Raw genomic sequence first — 23,511 nt, 5'->3', positions numbered from 1 at the left:
AGGCTCACGCCATGACCAGCACCGAGAACCACCTGGCCGCAGGGAAGGCCGCCGCCGGCCCGTACGCCGTCGACGTCGACCCCGGACGGGCCGGCTGGGACCACTCCTCGCTGCGGATCCTGGAACTCGGGCCCGGCGGGCGGCACGAGTTCGCCACGGGTGACAGCGAGTGGATCGTGCTGCCGCTCTCCGGTGGCTGCGAGGTCTCCACCGCAGAAGGGACGTTCCGGCTCGCCGGGCGCGAGAGCGTCTTCGCCGGCGTCAGCGACTTCGCGTACGTGCCGCGCGACGAGACGGTCATCGTCACCACCGCCTCCGGCGGCCGCTTCGCCCTGACCGGTGCCCGCTGCGACCGGCGGCTGCCCGCCCGCTACGGACCGGCCTCCGCCGTCCCCGTCGAGCTGCGGGGCAGCGGCAGCTGCAGCCGCCAGGTCAACAACTTCGGCGCCGCCGGGGTCTTCGAGTGCGACCGGCTGATCGCGGTCGAGGTGCTCACCCCGGCGGGCAACTGGTCGTCCTTCCCGCCGCACAAGCACGACGAGGACCGCGAGGGCGAATCGCGCCTGGAGGAGATCTACTACTTCGAGATCGCCCCGGCGCACGGCAAGGAGGGCATCGGCTACCAGCGGGTGTCACCCTCCGGCAACGGCCGCAACACCGACGTCCTCGCCGAGGTCCGGCACGGCGACGTCGTCCTCATCCCCGACGGCTGGCACGGCCCCTCGATGGCCGTCCCCGGCCACGACATGTACTACCTCAACGTCATGGCGGGCCCGGGGGAGGAGCGCGCCTGGCTGATCTGCGACCACCCCGACCACGCCTGGGTCCGCGCCACCTGGCCGGACCAGCCCGTCGACCCGCGCCTGCCCCTGTACACCGCCCCCGCCGCCACCGGCGAAGCCCCCGAGAGGTCCTGATGAGCAGCCAGTCCGTACGACGCCTCACGGTCGCCCAGGCGCTGGTGCGGTTCCTGTCCGCGCAGTACACCGAGCGCGACGGGGTCCGCCGCCGGCTCGTCGCCGGCACGTGGGGCATCTTCGGCCACGGCAACGTCGCCGGCATCGGCCAGGCCCTGGTGGAGTACCGCCAGGAGATGCCCTACCACCAGGGCCGCAACGAGCAGGCCATGGTGCACGCCGCCGTCGGCTACGCCCGCCAGCTCAACCGGCTGTCCGCACAGGCCGTCACCACCTCCATCGGCCCCGGCGCCACCAACCTTGTCACCGGCGCCGCGCTCGCCACCGTCAACCGGCTGCCGGTGCTCCTGCTCCCCGGCGACTCCTTCGCCAACCGCCTCCCCGACCCGGTGCTGCAGCAGCTGGAGCACACCCAGTACGGCGACGTCTCCGTCAACGACGCGCTGCGCCCGGTCTCCCGCTGGTTCGACCGGGTCACCCGGCCCGAGGCCCTGATCCCGTCCGCGCTCCAGGCGATGCGGGTGCTCGCCGACCCCGCCGAGACCGGCGCCGTCACGCTCGCCCTCCCGCAGGATGTCCAGGCCGAGGCGTACGACTGGCCGGAGGAGTTCTTCGCCGAGCGCGTCTGGCACGTACGCCGCCCGGCCCCCGAGGCCGCCGAACTCGCGGCGGCCGCCGAGGCGGTGCGCGCCGCGCGGCGCCCGCTGATCATCGCGGGCGGCGGCGTCCACCACAGCGAGGCCGAGCCGGCCCTTCAGGCGCTGGCCGAGGCCACCGGCATCCCGGTGGCGTCCACCCAGGCCGGCAAGGGCTCGCTGCGCCACGACCACCCGGCCGACCTCGGCGGCGTCGGGCACACCGGCACCGCCGTGGCCGACGACATCGCGCGCACCGCCGACCTGGTCATCGGCGTGGGCACCCGCTACACCGACTTCACCACCGCCTCCTCCACGCTCTTCGCCGCCCCCGGGGTGCGCTTCCTCAACCTCAACGTCACCGGCTTCGACGCCCACAAGCTCGGTGCCCGCACCCTGGTCGGCGACGCCCGCGCGAGCCTCGAAGCCCTCGCCGGGGCCGTGGCGGGACACCGCGTCGACCCGGCGTACGAGGCCGAGTACCGCGCGGGCAAGGAGAGCTGGGAGCGTGTGGTCGACGCCGCGTACGCCGCGGACGACACGGACCGCCCCACCCAGACGCAGGTGCTCGGCGCGCTCGACTCGGTGGTCGGCGACGACGACGTGGTCATCAACGCCGCCGGCTCCCTCCCCGGTGACCTGCACAAGCTGTGGCGCGTCCGCTCACCGCGGCAGTACCACCTGGAGTACGGCTACTCCTGCATGGGCTACGAGATCCCCGCCTCCATCGGCGTGCGCATGGCGGCGCCCGACCGGCCGGTGTGGGCGCTCGTCGGGGACGGCACCTACCTGATGATGCCGACGGAGATCGTGACCGCGGTCCAGGAGGGCGTGAACGTCAACCTCCTCCTCATCCAGAACCACGGCTACGCCTCCATCGGCGGACTGTCCTCCGAGGTCGGCGGCGAGCGCTTCGGTACCGCCTACCGCTACCGGGCCGCCGACGGCTCCTTCACCGGCGACCCGCTCCCGGTGGACCTCGCCGCCAACGCCGCCAGCCTCGGGATGGACGTGCTGCGCGCCCGGACGGTGCGCGAGCTGCGCGAGGCGCTGGCCGCCGCCCGTGCCTCCGACCGCCCGACCTGCGTGTACGTCGAGACCGACCCCACGCCGACGGCCCCCGCCGCCCAGGCCTGGTGGGACGTGCCGGTCGCCGAGACCGCCTCGCGGGAGGCGGCCGTCGAGGCCCGCAAGTCCTACGAACGGCACCTGGGCGACCGCCGCCGCCACCTGTGAGACGGCTCCCGGAACCCGGCACCACCGACCGCGCCACCGACCGCACCGGCCCGCCCGCGGGCCCTTCGAGAAGGGGTGGACCCAAATGTTCGGACAATGTGATGTCAGAGTTTCCTGAGATCGAGACCGGCGGATACGCTCCCCCTGTGTCCAAAGCAGAGTCCGCGCCGCTCGAGTTCGAGGTGGACCGCTCCAGCCCGGTGCCGCTGTACTACCAGCTCGCCCAGCAGCTGGAGGGCGCCATCGAGCACGGCAGGCTCGCCCCGGGCAGCCTCCTGGGCAACGAGATCGAACTCGCCGGACGGCTCGGCCTCTCCCGGCCGACCGTCCGGCAGGCCATCCAGTCCCTCGTGGACAAGGGACTGCTGGTGCGCCGTCGCGGCGTGGGCACCCAGGTCGTGCACAGCCAGGTCAAGCGGCCCCTGGAGCTGAGCAGCCTCTTCGACGACCTCCAGGCGGCCGGGCAGAGCCCCGCGACCCAGGTGCTGCGCAACGAGACCGAGCCGGCCTCCGCCCAGGTCGCCGCCGCGCTCGGCCTCGCCGAGGGCAGCGACGTCGTCGTCCTGCAACGGCTGCGCTTCACCCACGGTGAGCCGATGGCCCACATGTGCAACTACCTGCCGCCGGGACTGCTGTCCCTGGACAACGCCAGGCTGGAGTCCACCGGCCTGTACCGCATGATGCGCGCCGCCGGGATCACCCTGCACAGCGCCCGTCAGTCGGTCGGCGCCCGGTGCGCCACCGAGGCGGAGGGCGAGCTGCTCGCCGAGGACCCCGGGGCCGCGCTGCTCACCATGAGCCGGACGACGTACGACGACACGGGACGGGCCGTCGAGTACGGCACGCACATCTACCGCGCCTCCCGCTACGCCTTCGAGTTCCAGCTCCTCGTACGGGCCTGAACGACCGCGGAACCCCCCCTTCCGCAAGCATCGCACCCTGTGACGGATACTTGGTCGGTTCCAAGACCTGCAGGGAAAGGCACGACGTGGAGAGCGCGAACAGGGGAAAGCGTGCGCTCGGTGCGCTACTGACAGTGGTCATCGGTGTGGCGCTGGCGGGTTGCAGCAGCACCGGGGGCCTGCGCGCGGAGCAGCGGGCCAAGGAGGCCCAGGCCAACGGATCGGCCGTCGACACACCGAAGTGGACGGTCGCCATGGTCACCCACGCCGGTGCCGGGGACAGCTTCTGGGACATCGTCCAGAAGGGCGCCCGGCAGGCCGCGGCCAAGGACAACATCAAATTCCTGTACTCCAACAGCGACCAGGGCAAGGACCAGGCGCAGCTGGTGCAGACCGCCATCGACCAGAAGGTCGACGGCCTCGTCGTCACGCTCGCCAAGCCCGAGGCCATGAAGGACGTCGTCCTGAAGGCGGAGAAGGCCGGCATCCCGGTCGTCACCATCAACTCCGGGTCCGCCCAGTCCAAGGAGTACGGCGCCCTGGCGCACATCGGCCAGGACGAGACCGTCGCCGGCGAGGCCGTCGGCGACGAGCTCACGGCGCGCGGCAGGAAGCACGTCCTGTGCGTGCTCCACGAGCAGGGCAACGTCGGCCACGAGCAGCGCTGCGCGGGCGTGAAGAACACCTTCGCGGGCACGACGGAGAACCTCTACGTCAACGGCACCAACATGCCGGACGTCCAGTCCGCCCTCCAGGCCAAGCTGGCGGCCGACCGTTCCATCGACGCCGTCGTGACCCTGGGCGCGCCCTACGCCGCCACCGCCGCCAAGGCGAAGGACCAGGCGGGCAGCCAGGCCGAGGTCGACACCTTCGACCTCAACGGCCAGGTCGCGGGCGCGCTGGAGGACGGCACCATCGGCTTCGCCGTCGACCAGCAGCCATACCTGCAGGGCTACGAGGCCGTCGACCTGCTGTGGCTCTACCGGTACAACGCCGACGTGCTCGGCGGTGGCAGGCCCGTGCTCACCGGCCCGCAGATCGTCACCAAGGACGACGCGGCCGCGCTGAAGGACTACGCGAAGCGGGGCACCCGATGACCGCGGACAGCCTCGCGCCCCCGAGACGGCTCGGGCACCGCCTGCTCAGCCGCCCCGAGCTCGGGGCGGTCGTCGGCGCCGTGGCCGTCTTCGTCTTCTTCTCCGTGGCGGCCGACTCCTTCCTGCGGCCGGCGAGCCTGGGGACCGTCCTCTACGCGGCGTCCACCATCGGGATCATGGCGGTGCCGGTGGCACTGCTGATGATCGGCGGCGAGTTCGACCTGTCGGCGGGCGTGCTGGTCACGTCCTCCGCCCTGGTGTCGTCGATGTTCAGCTACCAGATGACGGCGAACGTCTGGGTGGGCGTCGGCGTCTCGCTGCTCGTCACCCTCGCCATCGGCTTCTTCAACGGCATCATGCTGGCCCGCACGAAGCTGCCGAGCTTCATCATCACGCTGGGCACCTTCCTGATGCTCACCGGCCTCAACCTGGGCTTCACCAAGCTCATCGACGGCACGGTCAGCACCAAGTCCATCTCCGACATGGAGGGCTTCGCGTCGGCGCGGGCGCTGTTCGCCTCGCACCTGACGATCGGCGACGTCGACCTTCAGGTGACCATCCTGTGGTGGATCGCGCTGGTCGCCGTCGCCACGTGGGTCCTGCTGCGCACCCGCGCCGGCAACTGGATCTTCGCCTCCGGCGGCGGCCCCGACGCGGCCCGCGCGGTCGGCGTCCCCGTCACCCGTACGAAGACGGGCCTGTACATGGCCGTCGCCTTCTGCGCGTGGATCTCCGGGCAGCACCTGCTCTTCTCCTTCGACGTCGTGCAGTCGGGAGAGGGCATCGGCAACGAGTTCCTGTACATCATCGCCGCCGTGATCGGCGGCTGTCTGATGACCGGCGGCTACGGCTCCGCCATCGGCTCGGCGGTCGGCGCGTTCATCTTCGGCATGACCAGCAAGGGCATCGTCTACGCCGAGTGGAACCCGGACTGGTTCAAGTTCTTCCTGGGCGCCATGCTGCTGCTGGCGACGCTGCTCAACGCCTGGGTGCGCATGCGGGCGGAGGCGGCGAAGTGACGGTCCTGGTGAAGCTGACCGACGTCAGCAAGGCGTACGGGCACGTACGCGCCCTGGAGGGCGTCTCCCTGGAGGTGCACGCGGGGGAGATCACCTGCGTCCTCGGCGACAACGGTGCCGGCAAGTCCACCCTGATCAAGATCATCGCCGGGCTGCACCAGCACGACGGGGGCGCTTACGAGATCGAGGGCGTGCCCGTACGCCACGCCTCCCCCCGCGAGGCCCTCGACCGCGGCATCGCCACGGTCTACCAGGACCTGGCCGTCGTCCCGCTGATGCCGGTGTGGCGGAACTTCTTCCTCGGCTCCGAGCCGAGGAAGGGCCGCGGCCCCTTCAAGCGCCTCGACGTCGCCATGATGCGGGAGACCACGCGCACGGCACTGCGCGACATGGGGATCGACCTGCGCGACGTGGACCAGCCCATCGGCACCTTGTCGGGCGGGCAGCGGCAAAGCGTCGCCATCGCCCGGGCCGTGCACTTCGGGGCCAAGGTGCTCATCCTCGACGAGCCCACGGCGGCACTCGGCGTCCGGCAGTCCGGCGTCGTCCTGAAGTACGTCGCCGCGGCCCGGGACGCCGGGCTGGGTGTGGTCCTCATCACGCACAACCCCCACCACGCCCACCTCGTCGGCGACCGCTTCGTCCTGCTGCGCCGCGGCACGATGACCGGCTCCTACACCAGGGACGGGATCACGGTGGACGAGCTCACCCGGGAGATGGCGGGCGGCTCGGACCTCGAGGCCCTCGCGCACGAACTGCGCCGCCCGGCGCCGTGAGGGCGGGTGGGCGGCCAACGGCCGTCCACCCGCGCCCCCGCTCCGCCGACGCCCGGGGCAGCGGGCCACGCCCCCGCGGGCCCCGGCACTTAGAATCACTCGGAGAAACGCCCCCGACCCCGGAGAGACGAGCCTTGCGAGCGACGACCGAGCAGCAGTTCGGGACCGAGTCCGGGATCGGATCCACGGGGGTGAACCGATGAGCATGTACCGAGGAGCCGCCCGCTCCTCCAGCAGTTCCACACTCCTGAGCACGGTGGGCCGCCGCGAGCGACGCTCGCACCTCACCGCGCCCCGGGTCCCCACCGTCGGCATCGACATCGGCGGCACCAAGGTGATGGCCGGCGTCGTCGACGCGGACGGCACCATCCTGGAGAAGCTGCGCACCGAGACCCCGGACAAGAGCAAGAGCCCGAAGGTGGTCGAGGACACCATCACCGAGCTCGTCCTCGACCTGTCCGAGCGGCACGACGTGCACGCCGTGGGCATCGGCGCGGCCGGGTGGGTCGACGCGGACCGCTCCCGGGTGCTCTTCGCCCCTCACCTGTCCTGGCGCGACGAGCCGCTGAAGGCCCGTCTCACCGAGCGCCTGCGGGTCCCCGTCATGGTGGACAACGACGCGAACACCGCCGCGTGGGCGGAGTGGCGCTTCGGCGCCGGCCGCGGTGAGAACGACCTCGTCATGATCACGCTGGGCACCGGGATCGGCGGCGCCATCCTGGAGGACGGCCAGGTCAAGCGGGGCCGCTACGGCGTCGCGGGCGAGTTCGGCCACATGCAGGTCGTGCCCGGCGGCCACCGCTGCGCCTGCGGCAACCGCGGCTGCTGGGAGCAGTACAGCTCGGGCAACGCCCTGGTGCGTGAGGCCCGCGAACTCGCGGCGGCGGAGTCCCCGGTGGCGTACGGGATCATCGACCGGGTCGACGGCCAGGTCCGGGAGATCACCGGACCGCTCATCACGGAGCTCGCCCGTGAGGGTGATCCGATGTGCGTCGAGCTCTTCCAGGACATCGGCCAGTGGCTGGGCGTCGGCATCGCCAACCTTGCCGCCGCCCTGGATCCTTCCTGCTTCGTCATCGGCGGCGGTGTCAGCGCGGCCGACGACCTGCTGATCGCCCCGGCCCGCGACGCCTTCCGGCGCCATCTGACCGGCCGCGGCTACCGGCCGGAGGCGCGTATCGTCAAGGCGCAACTCGGCCCCGAGGCCGGGATGGTCGGCGCCGCGGACCTGGCGCGGCTGGTCGCGCGCCGCTTCCGGCGGGCCAACCGGCGGCGGGTCGAGCGGTACGAGCGCTACGCGAAGGTCGTCGGCAAGTGAGTGCCATGCCCCCGAGGAAGCCGCCGCGCTGGGTGCAGTGGACGGTCGTCCCGCTGCTGATCCTGGTGCCGATCGGCTACGTGATCATCTCCGCCGAGCAGAGCCGGGACAGCGGCGAGGAGAAGCAGCAGCAGGCGGCCGCCACCACGCTCACCTACCTGTGGCCCACCAAGGTGCAGCGGCGCATCTACGAGGTGCCGATCCCGTCCGGGTCGACGCCGGTGGCGTACCTGGAGACCAACAACTGGGCCTCCAGCTCCTTCTACGTGCAGTTCCGCACCAACCAGGGCGGCCTGGACACCTTCCTCGCCCAGGTCGGCACGAGCCGCTCCGCCCTCGAGGACGGCGACGTGACCGTGAGCCCGAAGCAGGCCCGCATGGTGCGCTGGACCTTCGGCACGGACCGCCGGTGGGCCGGTCTCAAGCTCAAGCAGCACGGCGACAAGCCGGACCACAACATCACGGTCGACCTCTCCAACACGGACCACCCCGTGGTCTATGTCGTGTCCACGATAAACTTCCGCTGACCGGCGCCCAGGCGCCGCAAGGGTCCCGCGCCGTCACGGGGCCCGGACGTCCGTGCCCGCGAACGCCTCGATAGCGTGGAGCGAGTGACCGACGAGCAGACCCCCAAGACCCTCCAGCACCGCATCGACGGCCCGCAGGACGCCCCGGTCCTGGTCCTCGGCCCCTCACTGGGCACGACGTGGCACATGTGGGACCGGCAGATACCCGAGCTGACCCGGCAGTGGAGGGTGCTTCGGTACGACCTCCCGGGGCACGGCGGTGCCCCCGCCGACCCCTCGGCCTCCACCGCAGACCTCGCCGAACGCCTGCTGCGCACCCTGGACGAGGCCGGCGTCGAGCGCTTCGGCTACGCGGGCTGCGCCTTCGGCGGCGCCATCGGCACCCAGCTCGCGCTGCGCGCCCCGCAGCGCGTCGCCTCGCTCGCGCTGGTCTCCTCGGCCGCCCGCTTCGGGACACCTGACGCATGGCGGCAGCTCGGCGTCGTCGTCCGTGCGAACGGCCTGGAGCAGATCGCCCTGAGCACCCCCGAGCGCTGGTTCGCCCCCGCCTTCCGTGCCGCCCAGGCCGCCATCGTGGACTGGTCCGTGCAGATGGCCCGCGCCGTCGACCCCGAGTGCTACATCGCCGCCTGCGAGGCGCTGGCCGCCCATGACGTGCGCGCCGAGCTGGGCCTGATCACCGTGCCGACGCTGGTCCTGGGCGGCGCCGAGGACCAGGTGACGCCGCCCGCCGACGCCCGGGCCCTGGTCGCCGGGATACCGGACGCGCGGCTCGCGGTCGTCCCCGGGGCCTCGCACCTGGTGCCGGTCGAGCAGCCCGCCGCCGTGGGCGAACTCCTCGCGCGCCACTTCGAGGCCACCTGGACCGAGCAGCCCGTCGCCGTGGCCCTCCCGGCGCAGCCCGCACCCGCGGCCCCCGAGCCCGTTCCGGCGGCGGCCCCCGTACGGCCCGCGCCGCAGCACCGGGGCGGCACCGCGGGCGAACGCCCGGACGCGTACGCGGAGGGCGACCGCACCCGGCGCGAGCTCCTGGGCGACGCCCACGTCGACCGGGCGGCGGAGGAGGCCGAGGAGTCCGCCGGGGACTTCGAGGAGTTCGTCACCCGCTACGCCTGGGGCGAGGTCTGGAACCGGCCCGGGCTGGACCGGCGCACCCGCAGCGTCGTCACCCTGACCGCACTCGTCGCCGGCGGCCACCACACGGAACTGGCCGCGCACACCCGGGCCGCGCTGCGCGGCGGCCTCACCCCGGCCGAGATCGAGGAGGTGCTGCTGCACACCGCCGTCTACTGCGGGGTGCCCGCCGCCACCTCCGCCTTCGCGGTGGCGCGGCGTGTCATCCGGGAGGAGACTCGGCCACGGGAGTGAGCCCGCGCGCACGGCGGCCCGGTCGCCCCGTCAGCCCATTGCCATCCCCACCTGGATGCGGCGTGTGCGGTGCGCACGGGCCCGGCCATGATGGCCATGCAAAGGATCACCGCTCCGGAGGAGAGTCATGAAGCTGACGAAGAGGGGCCATGCCTGCGTCCGCCTGGAGAAGGACGGGCGCGTGCTCGTCATCGACCCCGGAGCCTTCACCGAGCCGGGGGCCGCGACGGGGGCGGAGGCGGTGCTCATCACGCACGAGCACGCGGACCACTTCAGCGAGCAGCAGCTGCGCGCCGCCCTGGAGGCCGACCTCGCCGCCGAGATCTGGACGTTGAAGAGCGTCGCCGACCAGGTGTCGGCCGCTTTCCCGGGCCGGGTCCACACCGTCGGCGAGGGCGACACCTTCAGCGCGGCCGGCTTCGACATCGAGGTGCACGGCCAGATGCACGCCGTGATCCACCCCGACATCCCGCGCATCACCAATGTGGGCTTCCTCCTCGACGGCTCCGTCTTCCACCCCGGCGACGCGCTCACCGTGCCCGGCCGGTCCGTCGAGACGCTGCTGCTGCCGGTGCACGCCCCCTGGAGCAAGGTCTCCGAGGTCATCGACTACCTCCGCGAGGTGAAGCCGGCCCGTGCCATCGACGTGCACGACGGGCTGCTCAGCGACATCGCGCGTACCGTCTACGACCGGCTGCTCGGCCCCGACGGGCCCGGTGTCGGCGGCGCGGAGCACGGCAGGCTGGCCCCCGGCGACAGCGCCGACCTGGGCTGACGACCCGCCGCGGACGGCCCCGGGGAACGCCGCGGGGCCGGTTGTCGGAGGCGGGCGGTAGATTCGGGTCCATGCGCATCGCCACCTGGAACGTCAACTCGATCACCGCCCGCCTGCCGCGGCTGCTGCCCTGGCTGGAGAAGAACAGCCCGGACGTGCTGTGCATCCAGGAGACCAAGTGCGCCGAGGCGCAGTTCCCGTTCGACGAGCTGCGCGCCCTCGGCTACGAGACCGCCGTCAACGCCACCGGCCGGTGGAACGGCGTCGCCCTGCTGTCCAAGGTGGGTCTCGAGGACGTCGTCGTCGGCCTGCCCGGCGGCCCGTTGTACGAGGAGGTCGACGAGCCCCGCGCGGTCTCGGCGACCTGCGGCCCGGTCCGGGTCTGGTCGGTGTACGTGCCCAACGGCCGTGAGGTCGGCCACGAGCACTACGCCTACAAGCTGCGCTGGTTCGAGGCGCTGCGCGCGGCGGTCGCGCAGGACGCAGCGGGCGGGCGCCCCTTCGCTGTCCTCGGCGACTACAACGTGGCGCCCACCGACGAGGACGTGTGGGACCCCTCGGTCTTCGAGGGGCTGACCCACGTCACCCCCGCGGAGCGGGAGGCGCTGGCGCACCTGCGCGAGGCCGGGCTCAGCGACGTGGTGCCCCGCCCGCTGAAGTACGACCGTCCGTACACCTACTGGGACTACCGCCAGCTGGCCTTCCCCAAGAACCGCGGCATGCGGATCGACCTGGTCTACGCGAACCAGGCCTTCGGCAAGGCGGTCTCCGACGCCTACGTCGACCGTGAGGAGCGCAAGGGCAAGGGCGCCTCCGACCACGCCCCCGTCGTGGTCGACCTCGACGTCTGACCGCTCCGGGGCAGGCCCACCGCGAAGCGCCCGCCGGCCCTGCGCTGGAACTCGACGTAGCCGCGCAGGCCGGGCGGGCAGGGCAGGTGCAAGGTGGCCGGGTGCGCCACCTCGCGCAGGTCCACCACCAGGGCGTCGTCCGGCAGCCCGGCCAGCGCGCCGGCCAGCTCCGGGTCGGCGTCCGGCCGGGCCTGTCCCACGGGCGTGCCCCGCAGGTCGGGCCGGTAGGAGAAGACGTGTGAGGTCTCGGCGAGCCGCTCCAGCACGGCCGTGTGGTCCGGAGCCGTGCCGTCCGCCCGTTCGGGATCCGGATCCGGCTCCGGCGCCGTGCGCTCCAGGGCCGTGAGCCCGGCCCGGGCCAGCAGGGTGACCCAGTCGACCAGTGACGGCGCGACGTACGCCCAGGTGTCGAGGAAGACCCCGGTCGCTGCGAACACCCGGCCCCAGGCGCCGGTGCCCTCGTCCACGTCGACGAAGAGCGTGTCCCCGCCCGACTCGTGCAGCAGGTGCGCGGAGCCGGGCGGCCCCACCGCCCAGCCACCGGGGTGCAGCCCGCGCTCCGGGGCCAGCCGGTACTCGTCCAGGCCCCCGATGCGGATCGACCGCACCCTGGCGACCAGGTGCCGCACCTCGTCGGGCAGCGGCACGTCCCACGCCGCGATCTCGGCGTCGTCCGCGCCCGGTGCCAGCCGTACCGTCCCCGGTGCCCGTGCCGCCAGTTCCTCCAGCAGCCGCCAGGCGCGGTCCGCCGCCCGTGCCGCGGCTTCCCGTTCATCCCGCATTGCATGGCCCTTCTCGCGCGGGGCAGCCTTACGTTACGTATTGTGCGGCAACGGAACGTATACAACGTGTCGTTACCGTTGGCATACGCCCGCGCGTACGCTCCCGGCCATGAAGAGCTTCTCCGTCGACATCGCCGCCGCCGTGCTCGAACCCGACCCCCTGGACCCGGAGCAGATCGTCTCCGGCTCCCCGGAGGTCACCGGAACGGTGCTGTGGCAGTCGCCCGACGGCACCCGTTCGAGGGGGATCTGGCAGATCACCCCCGGCGTGGTGACCGACACCGAGGCGGACGAGATGTTCGTGGTCGTCAGCGGCCGGGCCACCGTCGAGGTGGAGGGCGGACCGACCCTGGAGCTCGGCCCGGGCGACGTCTGCGTCCTCCGCGAAGGAGACCGCACGACATGGACCGTCCACGAGACACTCCGCAAGGCCTACGCCATAGGCTGATGCCCATGGACATCTCCTTCTTGGACAGGTGGCGCAAACGGTACGGCGAGGTCCGCGGCGCGGCCGTACCGGAGTCCCTCGCCGAGGACCCGGAAGGAGTCGCGGAACTGCTCTCCGAGTGCGAACTGCTGCGCGCCAGGGCCGAGGCCGAGGGCGTGGAACTCGACGACACGGCCGTCTCTTTGGAGCGCCTGGACCAACTGGTGCCGCGCTGGCGCGACGACCCGGACGAGTTGTCCTGGCTCGGCAACGACGCCGGGCTCTACCTCGGCACGGTCATCGTGCGCACCGTGCCGGGCGCGAGCTGGCAGATCTGGCCCAACGGCCGGCCCGTCATCCTGCTGGCCTCCGGCCGTGAACTCGACGTCGTCGAGGCCGGCCACGAGTGGGCGGAGAGCGGCACACCGGAGCTGTCCCAGGTCCACGCCGAGGCGTCCGAGGCCTGAGCGCCGCCCGGCGTTCCTAGATGACGCGCTCGGCCTCGCCGAGCATGGCCTCGAACCAGCGGTCGAAGCCGTAGAGCACCGAGCCGGGCGGTGTGGCGGAGAGCCGGTAGACCAGCGAGCCCCGCGGGTCCGCCGGCGGTCCGATGACGGAGACGAAGGCGGCACCGTCGAGGCGCACCAACCGCCACACCGGCGCGGTGCGGTAGCGGTAGACCTCCAGCTGAATCGTTCCTTCATCGGCGAGGGCGGCGAGCATGTCCTCCGCGAAGCGCAGGCTCGACGCGAAGAAGCGCGGTGTCTCGCCGACCTCCTCCGCGATCCGGGCGACCGCGGGGCTCTCCGGGTGCAGCAACAGCAGCCGCATGCGGGGGGCCCCGGTCCGGCCGTCGCGGGTCAGCGGCCCGCGCAGCAGCGAGTCGCCGAGCGCCACCAGGCCCAGGGCGCGCACGCCCACCACGTCGACCGCGTCGGCGCTCGCGGCCACCTCGCGGATCTCCGCGGCCGCCTCGGGCTTGGTCAGCGCGACCGCCGCGACCTGCGGATGGTCCATCAGGTCGCGGACGCCGTACGAGCGCAGGCGGCGCGGCGCGAGCCCCATGAGCATCCGTGCGTGGTCCGGCATGCGCAGGCCCTGCGCGATGCGCTCGAACACGTCGAACCGCACCACCGAGCGGCGCCCCCGCACGATCTCGTTGACCCGGCCCTGCAGCAGCCCCGTCGCGGCGGCGATGCGTGACTGGCTCGCGCCGCCGTACTGCTGCGCGAACCGCAGGATCGCCCCGGCGTCGCGGGCCCGCAGGGCCTCCCGTATCTCCTCGCGCTCCCAGGCCCACGCGGGGATCTCGACGGCATCGCCAGAAACCGGTCCCGACATCCACGACTCCCGTCCGTACCGGCGCCGGTTCCTTCCACCGGCGTTACCAGCGGGTATGTCGTGGTGAGAATAGCGCGGGGGTATCGCGTGCACGTGTGCTTCACGGAATGCTCGGCGCCACCTACGACACCTGTGAGGTGGTCACATGGGGGACAACCTGGCCGCACAGCCCCCGTTCCGGCGCGTCGCCCCCGGCGCCGACCGAGGTGCCGGAGACGAGTCCCCTCCGGATACCCTCCATACCCAGGGTCCGGCGGCCGAACCCGTCCCGGCCCCACCCGCCACCGTCCTGCTGGGCGAGGTCTTCCTGCCCGCCGACGACCTGGCGCCCGCCCAGGCGCGCCGCATCCTGGCGGCGACCCTGGACGCGTGGGACCTCGGGTACCTGATGGACCCCGCGAGCATCGTCCTCGCCGAGCTCGTCTCCAACGCCGTGCGGCACGCCGGGGGCCGGCGTGTGGGCGTCACGCTGTCGCGGCGGCTGACGCTGGTGCACATGTCGGTCCGCGACGGCTCCCGCACTCCGCCCTGCCTGGTGCTGACCGGGCGGGTCCCCGACACGACGGGGAGCGCCCGCGGTCTTCAGGTGGTTTCCGCCCTCACCTACCGCTGGGGGACAGACCTCCTGCCGGGCGGCAAGCGTGTCTGGGCCGAGATCGCCGTCTGACGGGGCGTCGGGAGGTGCATGATGGGGTCATGGACTCCCTGCAGCAGATGCCCAACATCGGCGCGGTCCTGGCCGAGCGCCTCCGCAGCGCCGGTGTGCCGGACGCCGACGAGCTGCGCCGCCTCGGATCCGGAGGGGCCTTCGCGATGATCCGCGAAGGGCTTCCCGAGGACGCCTGCACCCACACCCTGCTCGCCCTCGAGGGCGCGATCCGCGGTACCCGCTGGACCGCCATCCCCAAGGCCGACCGCGACGCGCTGGTCGGCCGGGTACTCGGCGAGGGCCACGCGGGCGCCGCAGCCGGAGGCCGTTAGCGATCGCGCGCCACCACCGGGCCGAGGGGCGCGGCCCCGCCGGACCCGGCCGTGCGCCCGCCCGGCAGCCGGTCAGGACGAGAAGTCGATGCTGTACGCCACCCGCCAGCGGTCGGCGCGGATCACCGTGTCCGAGGTCTCCACGGCGCGGTCGTCGGCGTCGAAGTACGTCCGCTGGACCGCCGTCACGCACTGGCCGTGCGCACAGCCGAGGGTCTGCGCCTCCCAGCCGGTGGCGGGCCGCGACTCCAGGACCTCGCGGGCCCGCACCACGCGGACCCCGATCGCGGCCAGCCGTCCCCGCACACCGCGGCGGGCGTAGGGGCCGCGTTCGGGGTGCGCGACGTCCGTGCCGTCGGTGATGGCCAGCGGTTCCCAACTGGTCGCGAGCTGCACGGGCCGGCGGTTCGCCAGGTACTCGTAACGGGTCATCACCACCGGGTCGCCGGTGGCGATGCGGAGCCGCTCGGCGATGGCCGGCGGGGCGGTCGTGGTGACCGTCGAGGACTCCCAGTCCACCGCTGCCGCGTCACCGGCGACCCGTGTGGCGAAGGGCGAGTCGACGGCGCCGGTGCCGCGGTCGAGCGTCCCGCGGGCCGAACGGTCGATCACGAACACCCCGCGCCCGAACTGCCCTTCGACGTAGCCTGCGGCCTTCAGCACGCGCACCGCCCGGTCGACGGTCTGGTCGCTCGCCCGGTAGGCCTCCTTGAGCCGGGAACGGGAGGGGATGCGGGACTCGGGCTTGAGGAGTCCCTCGTCGATCCGCCGCATGAGGTCGTCGGCGATCCACTGGTACACCGGCGCCGGCTCGGCCATCCCCGCTGTCCTCTCTCCCGTTCCTGGCACGACGTTAGGTACGCAGGCCACAGCTGCGTACCGAGGTACGCACGCTACGGGAGTGACGGCCGGCGAAGCGGCAGGGAGAGCCGTGACGGGTCCGCCGCCGGGGAGGAGAGGGCCAGCGCGGAGAAGGCCGGGTTGTGCTCGATGTAGAGGGGGTCGACGGTGTCCACGACCACGGCCAGGCGGTGGCCGGCCGGGACGTCGTAGGCGGTGGAGTACAGCTCCAGGTCCACCGCGAAGGGGGTCCCCGGGGTGCGGTCGGTGAAGGTGTAGGGGGCGTGCGTGATCAGCTTGCCGATGCCGAGGGGGTTCACGTCGTACAGGTAGGCCACGAAGGTGCCCCGGGAGGCCGAGGGCGTCACCGTCGTGTGCAGCACGGGGGTGCCGCGGACCTGCTGCACGGTCTGGTCGCGGGGACTCTGCCAGACCGCCGCGAAGGCGCGCGGCAACAGCGGTACGGAGACGACGGGCGGCGCCTGCGCGAGCTGGTCGGCGAGCGAGGAGAGGAAGATGATGCCGCCGTCCGCGCCCGAGTCGACGTTCGCGGCGATGCGGCGGGTGCCGTCCAGCGGCAGCTCACGGGTGGCCGAGGGCACGGCCGCCCAGCTGCCGTACCCCTCGTAGCCGCCACCGCTGCGGGAGGCCAGGCGGACCGGCTGCTCCTTGTCGATGCCGTTGTCGACGCCCTTGAGGTGGTGGTCCAGCCAGCGCCGCGTGTCGGACCAGACGTCGTTGGGCAGCCCGAACAGCCCCGTGATCTCCGGTGTCGCGTGGTCGCCGGGGCGGAACTCCAGGCGCTTGGGGACGGTCAGCCGGTCGTAGAACGAGGCGAGCTGGTTGGGCGAGAAGATCGTGTCGCCCCAGGCGTTGGCGAGCATCACGGCGGTGCCGTTGGCGTTGATCCGGTCGAGGTAGGTGCCGGGGGAGCGCAGGCGGCTCCAGGCGATCAGCTCGTCCTCCTGGTCGTAGTCGGAGGCCAGGAAGTCGGTGAGCACCCGCTGGAACTCGGCGCTGGGCCGGCCCGTGAGGTATCCGGCGGCGCCGAGCAGCAGGGAGGACTGCAGGTGCTGGGTGCGGCCGCCGTAGATGGACTCGGTCAGGTCCGCCCAGCCGCTGAGTGCCGCCACCGCCTTGACGCGCGGGTCGTGCGCGGCGCCCATGAGGGTCAGCCCGGCACCGTAGGAGACGCCGGCCATGCCGATCCGGCCGGGGTCTGCGCGGGTGTTGGCGAGCGTCCAGTCGATGACCTTCGATATGTCCGCGACGTCCAGCGGCCCGGCGACGTCGATCGTCCCGCCGGAGAGGTAGAAGCCGCGCGCGGTGTAACTCACCACGACGTAGCCGGAGTCGGCGAGCTTCTGTGCCTGGGCCAGGTACTGCAGGTCGTTCAGGCCCCAGCTGCTGGGGAGGACGACGGCGGGATAGCGCGCACTTGCGTCGCGACCGCCGTTACCCGAAGGGGTGAAGACGTTCCCCTTGAGGGTGATCCCGCCGGCTCCGGGGATGTCGACGAAGCGGACGGAAGGGGCGGCGGTGCCCGCCGCGTGGACTGTGCCGGCCGTGAGGCCTGGACCTGCGACCGGGGTCGCGTGCGCGGCGGGGGTCGCGATGCCCAGTGCCGCGGTGGCGAGCAGGACGGCGGAAAACGTTCCCGCGGTGGTACGAGGCGCTCTCATGGCGGCTCCAGATGTCCCCGTGACAAAGTGACTGGAGAGTAACCAGAGCCGCTTACCGTTGGTAATACCTCTGCATGTTACGCGCCAGTAACGATTGCCTTGAGCTGAGGGAACGTCAGTCCATCGAGCGAACTTGCGACGCATCCATTGACTTCGGCCACGCGGGACGCCGAATCTGAACCCGTCAGCGTCGACAGGGGGAGGGCCCGATGGGTGTCGGACGTGCATCGATCCTGGGAGCGGCGGCGGCCGCGCTCGTGCTCACCGCGGTGAGCGCGGTTCCGGCCACCGCGCACTCGCGGGACGGCCACCATCAAGGCAACGGCCACCGGGACGCGTACGTCGCGCTCGGGGACTCGTACACGTCGGGACCGCTCATCCCCGACCAGGTGGACGCCAATTGCGCCCGGTCGAACCGGAACTACCCCTCGCTGGTGGCCGGGCGGCTGAGAGGCACCACCCTGACCGACGTGAGCTGCGGCGGGGCCACCACCGCCGAGATGTGGAAGGCGCAGGGCGGCAACCCGCCGCAGCTGGACGCCCTGAACCGGCGGACCTCCCTGATCACGCTGCAGATCGGCGGCAACGACGTCGGCTTCGGCAGCATCATCCGCACCTGCGCCGGCGCCGCGGTCTCCGACCCGACCGGCAATCCCTGCGAGAAGTACTACACGGCCGGCGGAACGGACCAGTTGCGGACCGCCGTGGAGCAGACGGCACCGAAGATCGACGCCGTGCTGGACGCCATCCACCACCGCGCGCCGCGGGCGCGCGTCGTGGTCGTCGGCTACCCGGCGCTGCTCCCCGACAGCGGGGTCGGCTGCCGCCCGGCCGTGCCCTTCGCCGACAAGGACTTCGCCTACCTCCGGGACACCGAGAAGCGGCTCAACGCCATGCTGGCCCGTCGTGCCAAGGCCGCCCACGCGACCTACGTCGACACCTACACCCCGACCGTCGGCCACGACATGTGCACGGCCCCCGGCGTCCGCTGGATCGAGCCGCTCACGCCCGCCGCTCCGGCCGCGCCCGCCCACCCCAACGCGCTGGGCGAGAAGGCCATGGCCGCTGCCGTTCTGGACCGGCTCTGCGTGCGCGGCCGCATATGACGGGGCCGCGGGGGCCCGTGCCCCCGCGGCCGTCCGCCCGGTCCCAGGCCGTCACTCCGCGGTGACGGCCACCGGCGGGCTGGCGGGGGTCTTGGCCTCGCGGGTGACGTCGGCGACGACCTCCACCACGTCGGGTCCATAGGCGTCCGAGTTGACGACCTTCAGGAGCAGGCAGAAGGTGCCGTCCACCCCGTACTTACGGGACAGCCGCTGGTAGTGGCGGGCGAGGTAGCGCACGGCGGCCTGGTTGGTCACTCCGCGCTGGCCGGAGGCGAGGAAGACCGGGCGGTTGTTCCCGGTGTTCTCGTTGGCGGCCAGCCGGGCCAGGAAGACGTACTCCACCTTGCCCTTCTCCATGCGGTAGGTCTCGCCGCCCACGGTCAGCGCGCCCTGGTCCTCGACGGGCCCGGTGAAGTCGTTGACCTGGAAACCGGGCAGCATCGAGCGCAGGTGCGCCGCCATGCGGTGGTTGGATATCGGACCGCCGACGCAGAACTCGGTGCGCGCGCCGAAGCCCTGCCAGGCGGTGTCGTGGGGCAGGATCTCGGCGTGCGCCCCGCACTCCTTGATCAGCGCGGACAGTTCGATCAGCGCGAAGACGTCATGGCGCGCCACGCTCCATCCCCGTGTCGAGCCCGGATCGCGGTTGATCACCAGCAGGCACTCCGAGCCGGTGGGCAGCCCGAAGAAGCGCTGTTTGCGCCGCAGCTTGCGCCGCCACAGGTACGTGCGGACGAACCAGCCCAGCGCGGCGCTGATACCGCTCGCGGCCAGTCCCAGGACGAAGTTGCGCACGTCGTCGCTCATGGGCCGGGATCGTAGTTGAGGCGTTCCTGACGAGGAAGGCAGGGTGGGGTTAGGCTGCCCGGACGGTCGCCCCAGTGGAGGTCCACGTATGCGTCGTCACGCTGTACGGAGTCTGTCGCTGCTCGCCGTAACCGCCACCGCCGCGCTGTCGGTGGCCGCGGCCCCGCCGGGGGCGGACGCCCGGGCCCGGGACGCCACACCCGCCAAGGTCCCGCTCGCCGTCGGCTACGGGGGCGCGGTCTCCAGCGTCGACGCCGACGCCTCCGCCGCCGGCATCGAGGTGCTGCGCCGCGGAGGGAACGCCGTGGACGCCGCGGTCGCCACCGCTGCCGCCCTGGGCGTCACCGAGCCGTACTCCTCGGGCATCGGCGGCGGCGGTTACTTCGTCTACTACGACGCGAGGCAGCGCAAGGTCCACACCATCGACGGCCGCGAGACGGCCCCCAAGAGCGCCACCGACAAGCTCTTCGTCGAGAACGGCCAGCCGCTGCCCTTCAACGACGCCGTCACCAGCGGTCTGAGCGTCGGCGTCCCCGGGACCCCCGCGACCTGGGACACCGCCCTGCGATCCTGGGGCAGCCGCAGCCTGGGTGACGTGCTGCGACCCGCCGAGCGCCTCGCGCACGACGGGTTCACCGTGGACGCCACCTTCCGCAGCCAGACGGAAGCCAACCAGGCGCGCTTCAAGGACTTCCCGGCCACCGCCGCGCTCTTCCTGCCCGGCGGGCAGCTGCCCGTGGTGGGTTCCACGCTCAAGAACCCCGACCTCGCCCGTACCTATGACGAGCTGGGCCGCAAGGGCGTCTCCGCCGTCTACGGCGGCGGCATAGGCGCCGACATCGTGAACACCGTGCGCAAGCCGCCGGTGGACCCGGCCGCGACGCGGGTCGTCCGCCCCGGCGACCTCACGACGGCGGACCTGAAGGCCTACAAGGCCAAGCCGCAGGACCCGACCCGGGTCTCCTACCGCGGCCTGGACGTCTACGGCATGGCGCCCTCCTCCTCCGGCGGCACCACCGTCGGCGAGGCGCTGAACATCCTGGAGCGGACCGGCAGGCTCTCCCGGCTCTCCGACGCCCAGTACCTGCACCGCTTCCTCGAGGCGAGCCGGATCTCCTTCGCCGACCGCGGCCGCTGGGTCGGCGACCCGGCCTTCGAGAAGGTCCCGACCGCGGGGCTGCTGTCGCAGTCGTTCGCGGACTCCCGGGCCTGCCTGATCAAGGACGACGCGGTGCTGACCAGTCCGGTCGCCCCGGGCGACCCGTACCACCCGGCGCGCTGCGGCAGTGGCGGCAAGGCCGCACCGACGACGTACGAGGGCGACAGCACCACGCACCTCACGGTCGCCGACAAGTGGGGCAACGTGGTCGCGTACACGCTGACCATCGAGCAGACCGGTGGCAGCGCCATCACCGTCCCCGGGCGCGGTTTCCTGCTCAACAACGAGCTGACCGACTTCTCGTTCGTCCCGGCGAGCGCCTCGGTGCACGACCCCAACCTGCCGGGCCCCGGGAAGCGGCCGCGCTCCTCGATGTCGCCGACGATCGTGCTGAAGGACGGCCGCGTCGACTTCGCGCTCGGCTCGCCCGGCGGCGCCACGATCATCACCACCGTGCTGCAGGTGCTGACCGAGCACGTCGACCGCGGGATGCCGCTGGTGGACGCGATCGCCGCGCCGCGCGCCAGCCAGCGCAACGCCGCGACCACGCAGGTCGAGCCGGCCTTCCTCGCGAGCGACGTGGCCGCGGAGCTGAAGGACATCGGGCACAGCTTCGCCGACGCGGGTGAGATCGGTGCGACGACGGGCGTCCAGCGGCTGCCGGACGGCCGCTGGCTCGCCGCCGCCGAGACGGTGCGCCGCGGCGGCGGTTCGGCGATGGTGGTTCAGAGCACCACGCGGTAGTGGGTCGTCAGGCGCCGCTCGTCGTCCAGCACGTGGAAGGCGACGCCGGGCGGCGCCGAGCGGTCGGCGACCGAGCCGTCCCGTTCGCCCTCCCACGGCATGCGCAGCGTCCACGTCACCCCGGGCGCGGCGATCAGCGGCCGCCCGGCGAAGATGGTGGCGGCGGGCGTGTGCGCGTGCCCGGTCAGGACGGCGATCACTTCGGGGTGCGCGGCCAGCAGTTCCTCCAGGGCCCCGGGCCCGCCCAGCCGGTAGCCGTCGGGCAGCGGATGGTGGAGCGCGACGGGCGGGTGGTGGAAGGCCACCAGCGCGGGCGTGCCGGGGACCAGCCCGTCCAGCGTCGAGGACAGCCACCGCAGGGTCTCCTCGTCCAGGAGGCCGTCGTCCTCCTCCGGGATCGTCGAGTCGCACATCAGCACCGCGGTCCCGGCGACGAGGTGCGCCCGGTTCACCGGTCCCGCCGCCTCGGCCTCGCCCAGCAGCGCCTTGCGGTAGGCGGCCCGCCGGTCGTGGTTGCCCGGGCAGGGGAGCACAGGGAAGGGAGCTTCCAGGATCCGGGCCGCCTCCTCGTACTCGCCGGAGGCGCCGTGGTCGGCGATGTCCCCGGTGACCAGCAGCGCGTCCGGCGGCCGGGGAAGCCCGCGCAGGTACGCCATGACGCGGGTGGCGCGCTCCGTCGAGCGTTCGGTGCCGTCGAGATGCAGGTCGCTGATGTGAGCCAGCAGCAGCATGGGCCGCTCCCCTCCAGGCTTAATGCTTAATCTGAGTCCTAACATTAGAACGGTAGGGTACGGCGGGCGGACGATCAAGAGGAGAGGCGCAGTGGAGCGCTACCTGGCCCTGGAACTGGTGAGCACCATCCGGCACGACGGCGACGGAGGGGTCGCCGACGACCTCGGCGACCCGTCCGCGCTGACGGCGTGGGTCCGGGAACACCTTCCCGGGCCCGGCGGCTTCACCGCGGACGACACCGCCCTCGCCGACGTCCTCGCACTCCGCCGTGCCGTCCGGGCCCTGTTCGCCCGCGCCGTGGCGCCCGGGCCGTCCAGCTCCGCCGACGCCCGGCGTCCGATGCCCGCGGAGGAGGCCCTCGCGCACCTCAACGCCGCCGCGGCGCGGGTCCCCGTCGTCCCCCGGCTCGTGTGGGAGGCGGAGCAGGCTCCCGTGGCCCGCCTCGTGCCCGGGGCGGAGCGCGACGACCCCGCCGCCCGGATCGTCGCCGAACTGGCCCGCGCGGCCGTCGACTTCCTGGCCGGACCCGAGCGGGAACGGCTGCGTGCCTGCACCGCGCCCCGGTGCGTCCGGTACTTCGTCAAGTCCCACGGCCGTCAGGAGTGGTGCAAGCCGTCCTGCGGCAACCGGGCCCGCGTCGCCCGGCATTACCGCCGTCACCACCCGGAGGCGGCCGGGTCCTGAGGGCCGGGGACGCCTTGGCGGCGGCCCCGGCCGGGGGCGCGCCGCCGTGCCTCCGCGCGGGGCGCGGGCGCCCGTGCAGCCTCTGCCCCTTCCGTGAAAACTCTCCGTAGCACCCCCGTAACACAGCGGGTGTCGAATGCCGTGCGGACCACACGCTTCCGCCGCCGGGCGGCGGACAGGGAGGAGCGACAGTGGAGCGCGGGGCGCACAGCCAGGTCATCGAGCAGGTCGGCGAGTTCGCCGGGTACCTCCGGGGGCTCGTCGGCGCGGCGGGCGACACGCCCGGCTGGTACGCGGTCTTCGCCGAACGTGATCCCGACGGCGTACGGGCCTGGCTCGACGGCACCGACGTCCCGCCGTGGGACGTCGTCCTCGCCCTCCTCCAGGACGTCGCCACCGCCCGTGGCACCCACCCGGCGCAGGAGGCGGCCCAGCGCGCCCGCAGGCTGCATGCCGCCGCCGTCGCCGCCCACGACGCCGTACCGGGCGGCGAGGCGGCGCTGAGTGCACGGCTGGACGTCTTACTCCGGGAACGCCAGTACGCGGTGCTGCACGAGCGTGACGTCGCCGCCGCGCTGCGCGGCGCCCCCACCCCCGCCGAGGCGGAACGCCTGGGCAACGAGCTCGCCTGGGCCCGCGACGACCGCGAACGGGCCGTCGCGCGCTGCGCGGAGGTGCAGGCGCGTCTCGACGCGCTCCGCTCCCGCCCCGCCGCGCCCGACGGGTGGTTCCGCCCGGAGGCGGACCGGACGCCCCGGGTACCGACGCCCCGCACCCCGGCCGGGCCGGTGTCAACAACTGAACC

24 protein-coding genes and 1 pseudogene are annotated in these 23,511 nt (G+C 72.9%); 19 read left to right on the top strand and 6 right to left on the bottom strand.

Annotated elements, in window-relative coordinates:
- The first annotated feature begins 11 nt into the window (after positions 1-11).
- From iolB to PV350_RS09215, 11 genes are all read left to right on the top strand, one after another.
- Positions 12-917 (top strand): 5-deoxy-glucuronate isomerase, encoded by a 906-nt coding sequence (iolB, locus tag PV350_RS09265; RefSeq protein WP_500333348.1) that lies wholly within the window; start codon positions 12-14, stop codon positions 915-917.
- A complete protein-coding gene (gene iolD, locus PV350_RS09260; protein ID WP_500333347.1) occupies positions 917-2,788 on the top strand; it encodes a 3D-(3,5/4)-trihydroxycyclohexane-1,2-dione acylhydrolase (decyclizing) in 1,872 nt (623 codons plus the stop codon). Before iolB ends, iolD begins: the two co-directional genes overlap by 1 nt.
- A 101-nt stretch (positions 2,789-2,889) precedes the next feature.
- Positions 2,890-3,690 carry a GntR family transcriptional regulator gene (locus tag PV350_RS09255; protein ID WP_499514775.1) on the top strand — a complete coding sequence of 267 codons (801 nt, stop codon included), beginning with the start codon at positions 2,890-2,892 and terminating at the stop codon, positions 3,688-3,690.
- Between the two features lie 86 nt (positions 3,691-3,776).
- Positions 3,777-4,787 (top strand): sugar ABC transporter substrate-binding protein, encoded by a 1,011-nt coding sequence (locus PV350_RS09250; protein WP_499514776.1) that lies wholly within the window; start codon positions 3,777-3,779, stop codon positions 4,785-4,787.
- On the top strand, positions 4,784-5,806 hold the full coding sequence (locus PV350_RS09245) for an ABC transporter permease (RefSeq protein WP_500333346.1): 1,023 nt from the start codon (positions 4,784-4,786) through the stop codon (positions 5,804-5,806). Before PV350_RS09250 ends, PV350_RS09245 begins: the two co-directional genes overlap by 4 nt.
- Entirely contained in the window at positions 5,803-6,582 is a 780-nt protein-coding gene (locus tag PV350_RS09240; protein WP_500333345.1) for an ATP-binding cassette domain-containing protein, read from the top strand. The genes PV350_RS09245 and PV350_RS09240 overlap by 4 nt, the downstream gene beginning before the upstream one ends.
- Before the next feature lie 199 nt (positions 6,583-6,781).
- Complete coding sequence (locus PV350_RS09235) at positions 6,782-7,900, top strand: ROK family glucokinase (RefSeq protein ID WP_499514778.1); 1,119 nt, start codon at positions 6,782-6,784, stop codon at positions 7,898-7,900.
- Between the two features lie 5 nt (positions 7,901-7,905).
- Complete coding sequence (locus PV350_RS09230; RefSeq protein WP_499514779.1) at positions 7,906-8,427, top strand: hypothetical protein; 522 nt, start codon at positions 7,906-7,908, stop codon at positions 8,425-8,427.
- 84 nt (positions 8,428-8,511) lie between these two features.
- Entirely contained in the window at positions 8,512-9,795 is a 1,284-nt protein-coding gene (gene pcaDC / locus PV350_RS09225) for a bifunctional 3-oxoadipate enol-lactonase/4-carboxymuconolactone decarboxylase PcaDC (RefSeq protein ID WP_500333344.1), read from the top strand.
- Positions 9,796-9,922: 127 nt separating this feature from the next.
- Positions 9,923-10,570: an MBL fold metallo-hydrolase gene (locus PV350_RS09220; RefSeq protein WP_500333343.1), complete on the top strand. Its 648-nt coding sequence runs from the start codon at positions 9,923-9,925 to the stop codon at positions 10,568-10,570.
- A gap of 71 nt (positions 10,571-10,641) precedes the next feature.
- Positions 10,642-11,421: an exodeoxyribonuclease III gene (locus PV350_RS09215; RefSeq protein ID WP_500333342.1), complete on the top strand. Its 780-nt coding sequence runs from the start codon at positions 10,642-10,644 to the stop codon at positions 11,419-11,421.
- Here the strand turns inward: PV350_RS09215 and PV350_RS09210 are convergent.
- Positions 11,346-12,203: a hypothetical protein gene (locus tag PV350_RS09210; RefSeq protein WP_500333341.1), complete on the bottom strand. Its 858-nt coding sequence runs from the start codon at positions 12,201-12,203 to the stop codon at positions 11,346-11,348. The genes PV350_RS09215 and PV350_RS09210 overlap by 76 nt on opposite strands.
- A gap of 109 nt (positions 12,204-12,312) precedes the next feature.
- Here PV350_RS09210 and PV350_RS09205 point away from each other — a divergent pair, with 109 nt between their 5' ends.
- Positions 12,313-12,651, top strand: a complete 339-nt coding sequence (locus tag PV350_RS09205) for a cupin domain-containing protein (protein WP_499514784.1) — start codon at positions 12,313-12,315, stop codon at positions 12,649-12,651.
- Between the two features lie 5 nt (positions 12,652-12,656).
- Entirely contained in the window at positions 12,657-13,097 is a 441-nt protein-coding gene (locus PV350_RS09200) for a DUF6278 family protein (RefSeq protein ID WP_499514785.1), read from the top strand.
- Between the two features lie 16 nt (positions 13,098-13,113).
- On the opposite strand, the gene PV350_RS09195 is transcribed toward PV350_RS09200, so the two are convergent.
- Entirely contained in the window at positions 13,114-13,971 is an 858-nt protein-coding gene (locus PV350_RS09195; RefSeq protein WP_499514786.1) for a helix-turn-helix domain-containing protein, read from the bottom strand.
- Positions 13,972-14,116: 145 nt separating this feature from the next.
- Between PV350_RS09195 and PV350_RS09190 the strand changes: the two genes are divergently transcribed.
- Both PV350_RS09190 and PV350_RS09185 read left to right on the top strand, forming a co-directional pair.
- A complete protein-coding gene (locus PV350_RS09190; RefSeq protein ID WP_499514787.1) occupies positions 14,117-14,638 on the top strand; it encodes an ATP-binding protein in 522 nt (173 codons plus the stop codon).
- A 29-nt stretch (positions 14,639-14,667) separates the two neighbouring features.
- Complete coding sequence (locus PV350_RS09185) at positions 14,668-14,952, top strand: TfoX/Sxy family DNA transformation protein (protein WP_326571765.1); 285 nt, start codon at positions 14,668-14,670, stop codon at positions 14,950-14,952.
- A 72-nt stretch (positions 14,953-15,024) separates the two neighbouring features.
- Here the strand turns inward: PV350_RS09185 and PV350_RS09180 are convergent, their stop codons facing one another.
- Positions 15,025-15,771: a GntR family transcriptional regulator gene (locus tag PV350_RS09180; protein WP_499514788.1), complete on the bottom strand. Its 747-nt coding sequence runs from the start codon at positions 15,769-15,771 to the stop codon at positions 15,025-15,027.
- A gap of 74 nt (positions 15,772-15,845) precedes the next feature.
- Positions 15,846-17,474, bottom strand: coding sequence for a CocE/NonD family hydrolase (locus PV350_RS09175; protein WP_499514789.1), 1,629 nt, complete (start codon positions 17,472-17,474; stop codon positions 15,846-15,848).
- Positions 17,475-17,683: 209 nt separating this feature from the next.
- Between PV350_RS09175 and PV350_RS09170 the strand changes: the two genes are divergently transcribed.
- A complete protein-coding gene (locus tag PV350_RS09170) occupies positions 17,684-18,580 on the top strand; it encodes an SGNH/GDSL hydrolase family protein (RefSeq protein WP_500333340.1) in 897 nt (298 codons plus the stop codon).
- Between the two features lie 51 nt (positions 18,581-18,631).
- Here PV350_RS09170 and PV350_RS09165 read toward each other — a convergent pair whose 3' ends face one another.
- The gene (locus tag PV350_RS09165; protein ID WP_499514791.1) at positions 18,632-19,387 is read right to left on the bottom strand and encodes a hypothetical protein; all 756 of its coding nucleotides are present in this window, start codon (positions 19,385-19,387) and stop codon (positions 18,632-18,634) included.
- An 88-nt stretch (positions 19,388-19,475) separates the two neighbouring features.
- Here PV350_RS09165 and ggt point away from each other — a divergent pair, with 88 nt between their 5' ends.
- Positions 19,476-21,290, top strand: coding sequence for a gamma-glutamyltransferase (ggt, locus tag PV350_RS09160; RefSeq protein WP_499514792.1), 1,815 nt, complete (start codon positions 19,476-19,478; stop codon positions 21,288-21,290).
- Here the strand turns inward: ggt and PV350_RS09155 are convergent.
- The gene (locus PV350_RS09155) at positions 21,272-22,021 is read right to left on the bottom strand and encodes a metallophosphoesterase (RefSeq protein ID WP_500333339.1); all 750 of its coding nucleotides are present in this window, start codon (positions 22,019-22,021) and stop codon (positions 21,272-21,274) included. The genes ggt and PV350_RS09155 overlap by 19 nt on opposite strands.
- Before the next feature lie 91 nt (positions 22,022-22,112).
- Between PV350_RS09155 and PV350_RS09150 the strand changes: the two genes are divergently transcribed.
- Both PV350_RS09150 and PV350_RS09145 read left to right on the top strand, forming a co-directional pair.
- The gene (locus tag PV350_RS09150) at positions 22,113-22,706 is read left to right on the top strand and encodes a CGNR zinc finger domain-containing protein (RefSeq protein WP_500333338.1); all 594 of its coding nucleotides are present in this window, start codon (positions 22,113-22,115) and stop codon (positions 22,704-22,706) included.
- A 191-nt stretch (positions 22,707-22,897) separates the two neighbouring features.
- A pseudogene (locus tag PV350_RS09145) lies at positions 22,898-23,511 on the top strand (hypothetical protein); the annotation flags it as partial.

Source organism: Streptomyces sp. PA03-6a (assembly GCF_033792765.1).
GTDB lineage: Bacteria > Actinomycetota > Actinomycetes > Streptomycetales > Streptomycetaceae > Actinacidiphila.
This window is presented reverse-complemented; position numbering and strand designations above follow the sequence as displayed.

What these genes read in the sequence shown, in the direction of transcription:
- iolB (WP_500333348.1), top strand. Translation starts at nt 12, where the DNA reads ATGACCAGCACCGAGAACCACCTGGCCGCAGGGAAGGCCGCCGCCGGC.
- iolD (WP_500333347.1), top strand. Translation starts at nt 917, where the DNA reads ATGAGCAGCCAGTCCGTACGACGCCTCACGGTCGCCCAGGCGCTGGTG.
- PV350_RS09255 (WP_499514775.1), top strand. Translation starts at nt 2,890, where the DNA reads ATGTCAGAGTTTCCTGAGATCGAGACCGGCGGATACGCTCCCCCTGTG.
- PV350_RS09245 (WP_500333346.1), top strand. Translation starts at nt 4,784, where the DNA reads ATGACCGCGGACAGCCTCGCGCCCCCGAGACGGCTCGGGCACCGCCTG.
- PV350_RS09235 (WP_499514778.1), top strand. Translation starts at nt 6,782, where the DNA reads ATGAGCATGTACCGAGGAGCCGCCCGCTCCTCCAGCAGTTCCACACTC.
- PV350_RS09230 (WP_499514779.1), top strand. Translation starts at nt 7,906, where the DNA reads ATGCCCCCGAGGAAGCCGCCGCGCTGGGTGCAGTGGACGGTCGTCCCG.
- PV350_RS09220 (WP_500333343.1), top strand. Translation starts at nt 9,923, where the DNA reads ATGAAGCTGACGAAGAGGGGCCATGCCTGCGTCCGCCTGGAGAAGGAC.
- PV350_RS09215 (WP_500333342.1), top strand. Translation starts at nt 10,642, where the DNA reads ATGCGCATCGCCACCTGGAACGTCAACTCGATCACCGCCCGCCTGCCG.
- PV350_RS09210 (WP_500333341.1), bottom strand. Translation starts at nt 12,203, where the DNA reads ATGCGGGATGAACGGGAAGCCGCGGCACGGGCGGCGGACCGCGCCTGG.
- PV350_RS09205 (WP_499514784.1), top strand. Translation starts at nt 12,313, where the DNA reads ATGAAGAGCTTCTCCGTCGACATCGCCGCCGCCGTGCTCGAACCCGAC.
- PV350_RS09200 (WP_499514785.1), top strand. Translation starts at nt 12,657, where the DNA reads ATGGACATCTCCTTCTTGGACAGGTGGCGCAAACGGTACGGCGAGGTC.
- PV350_RS09195 (WP_499514786.1), bottom strand. Translation starts at nt 13,971, where the DNA reads ATGTCGGGACCGGTTTCTGGCGATGCCGTCGAGATCCCCGCGTGGGCC.
- PV350_RS09190 (WP_499514787.1), top strand. Translation starts at nt 14,117, where the DNA reads ATGGGGGACAACCTGGCCGCACAGCCCCCGTTCCGGCGCGTCGCCCCC.
- PV350_RS09185 (WP_326571765.1), top strand. Translation starts at nt 14,668, where the DNA reads ATGGACTCCCTGCAGCAGATGCCCAACATCGGCGCGGTCCTGGCCGAG.
- PV350_RS09180 (WP_499514788.1), bottom strand. Translation starts at nt 15,771, where the DNA reads ATGGCCGAGCCGGCGCCGGTGTACCAGTGGATCGCCGACGACCTCATG.
- PV350_RS09175 (WP_499514789.1), bottom strand. Translation starts at nt 17,474, where the DNA reads ATGAGAGCGCCTCGTACCACCGCGGGAACGTTTTCCGCCGTCCTGCTC.
- PV350_RS09170 (WP_500333340.1), top strand. Translation starts at nt 17,684, where the DNA reads ATGGGTGTCGGACGTGCATCGATCCTGGGAGCGGCGGCGGCCGCGCTC.
- PV350_RS09165 (WP_499514791.1), bottom strand. Translation starts at nt 19,387, where the DNA reads ATGAGCGACGACGTGCGCAACTTCGTCCTGGGACTGGCCGCGAGCGGT.
- ggt (WP_499514792.1), top strand. Translation starts at nt 19,476, where the DNA reads ATGCGTCGTCACGCTGTACGGAGTCTGTCGCTGCTCGCCGTAACCGCC.
- PV350_RS09155 (WP_500333339.1), bottom strand. Translation starts at nt 22,021, where the DNA reads ATGCTGCTGCTGGCTCACATCAGCGACCTGCATCTCGACGGCACCGAA.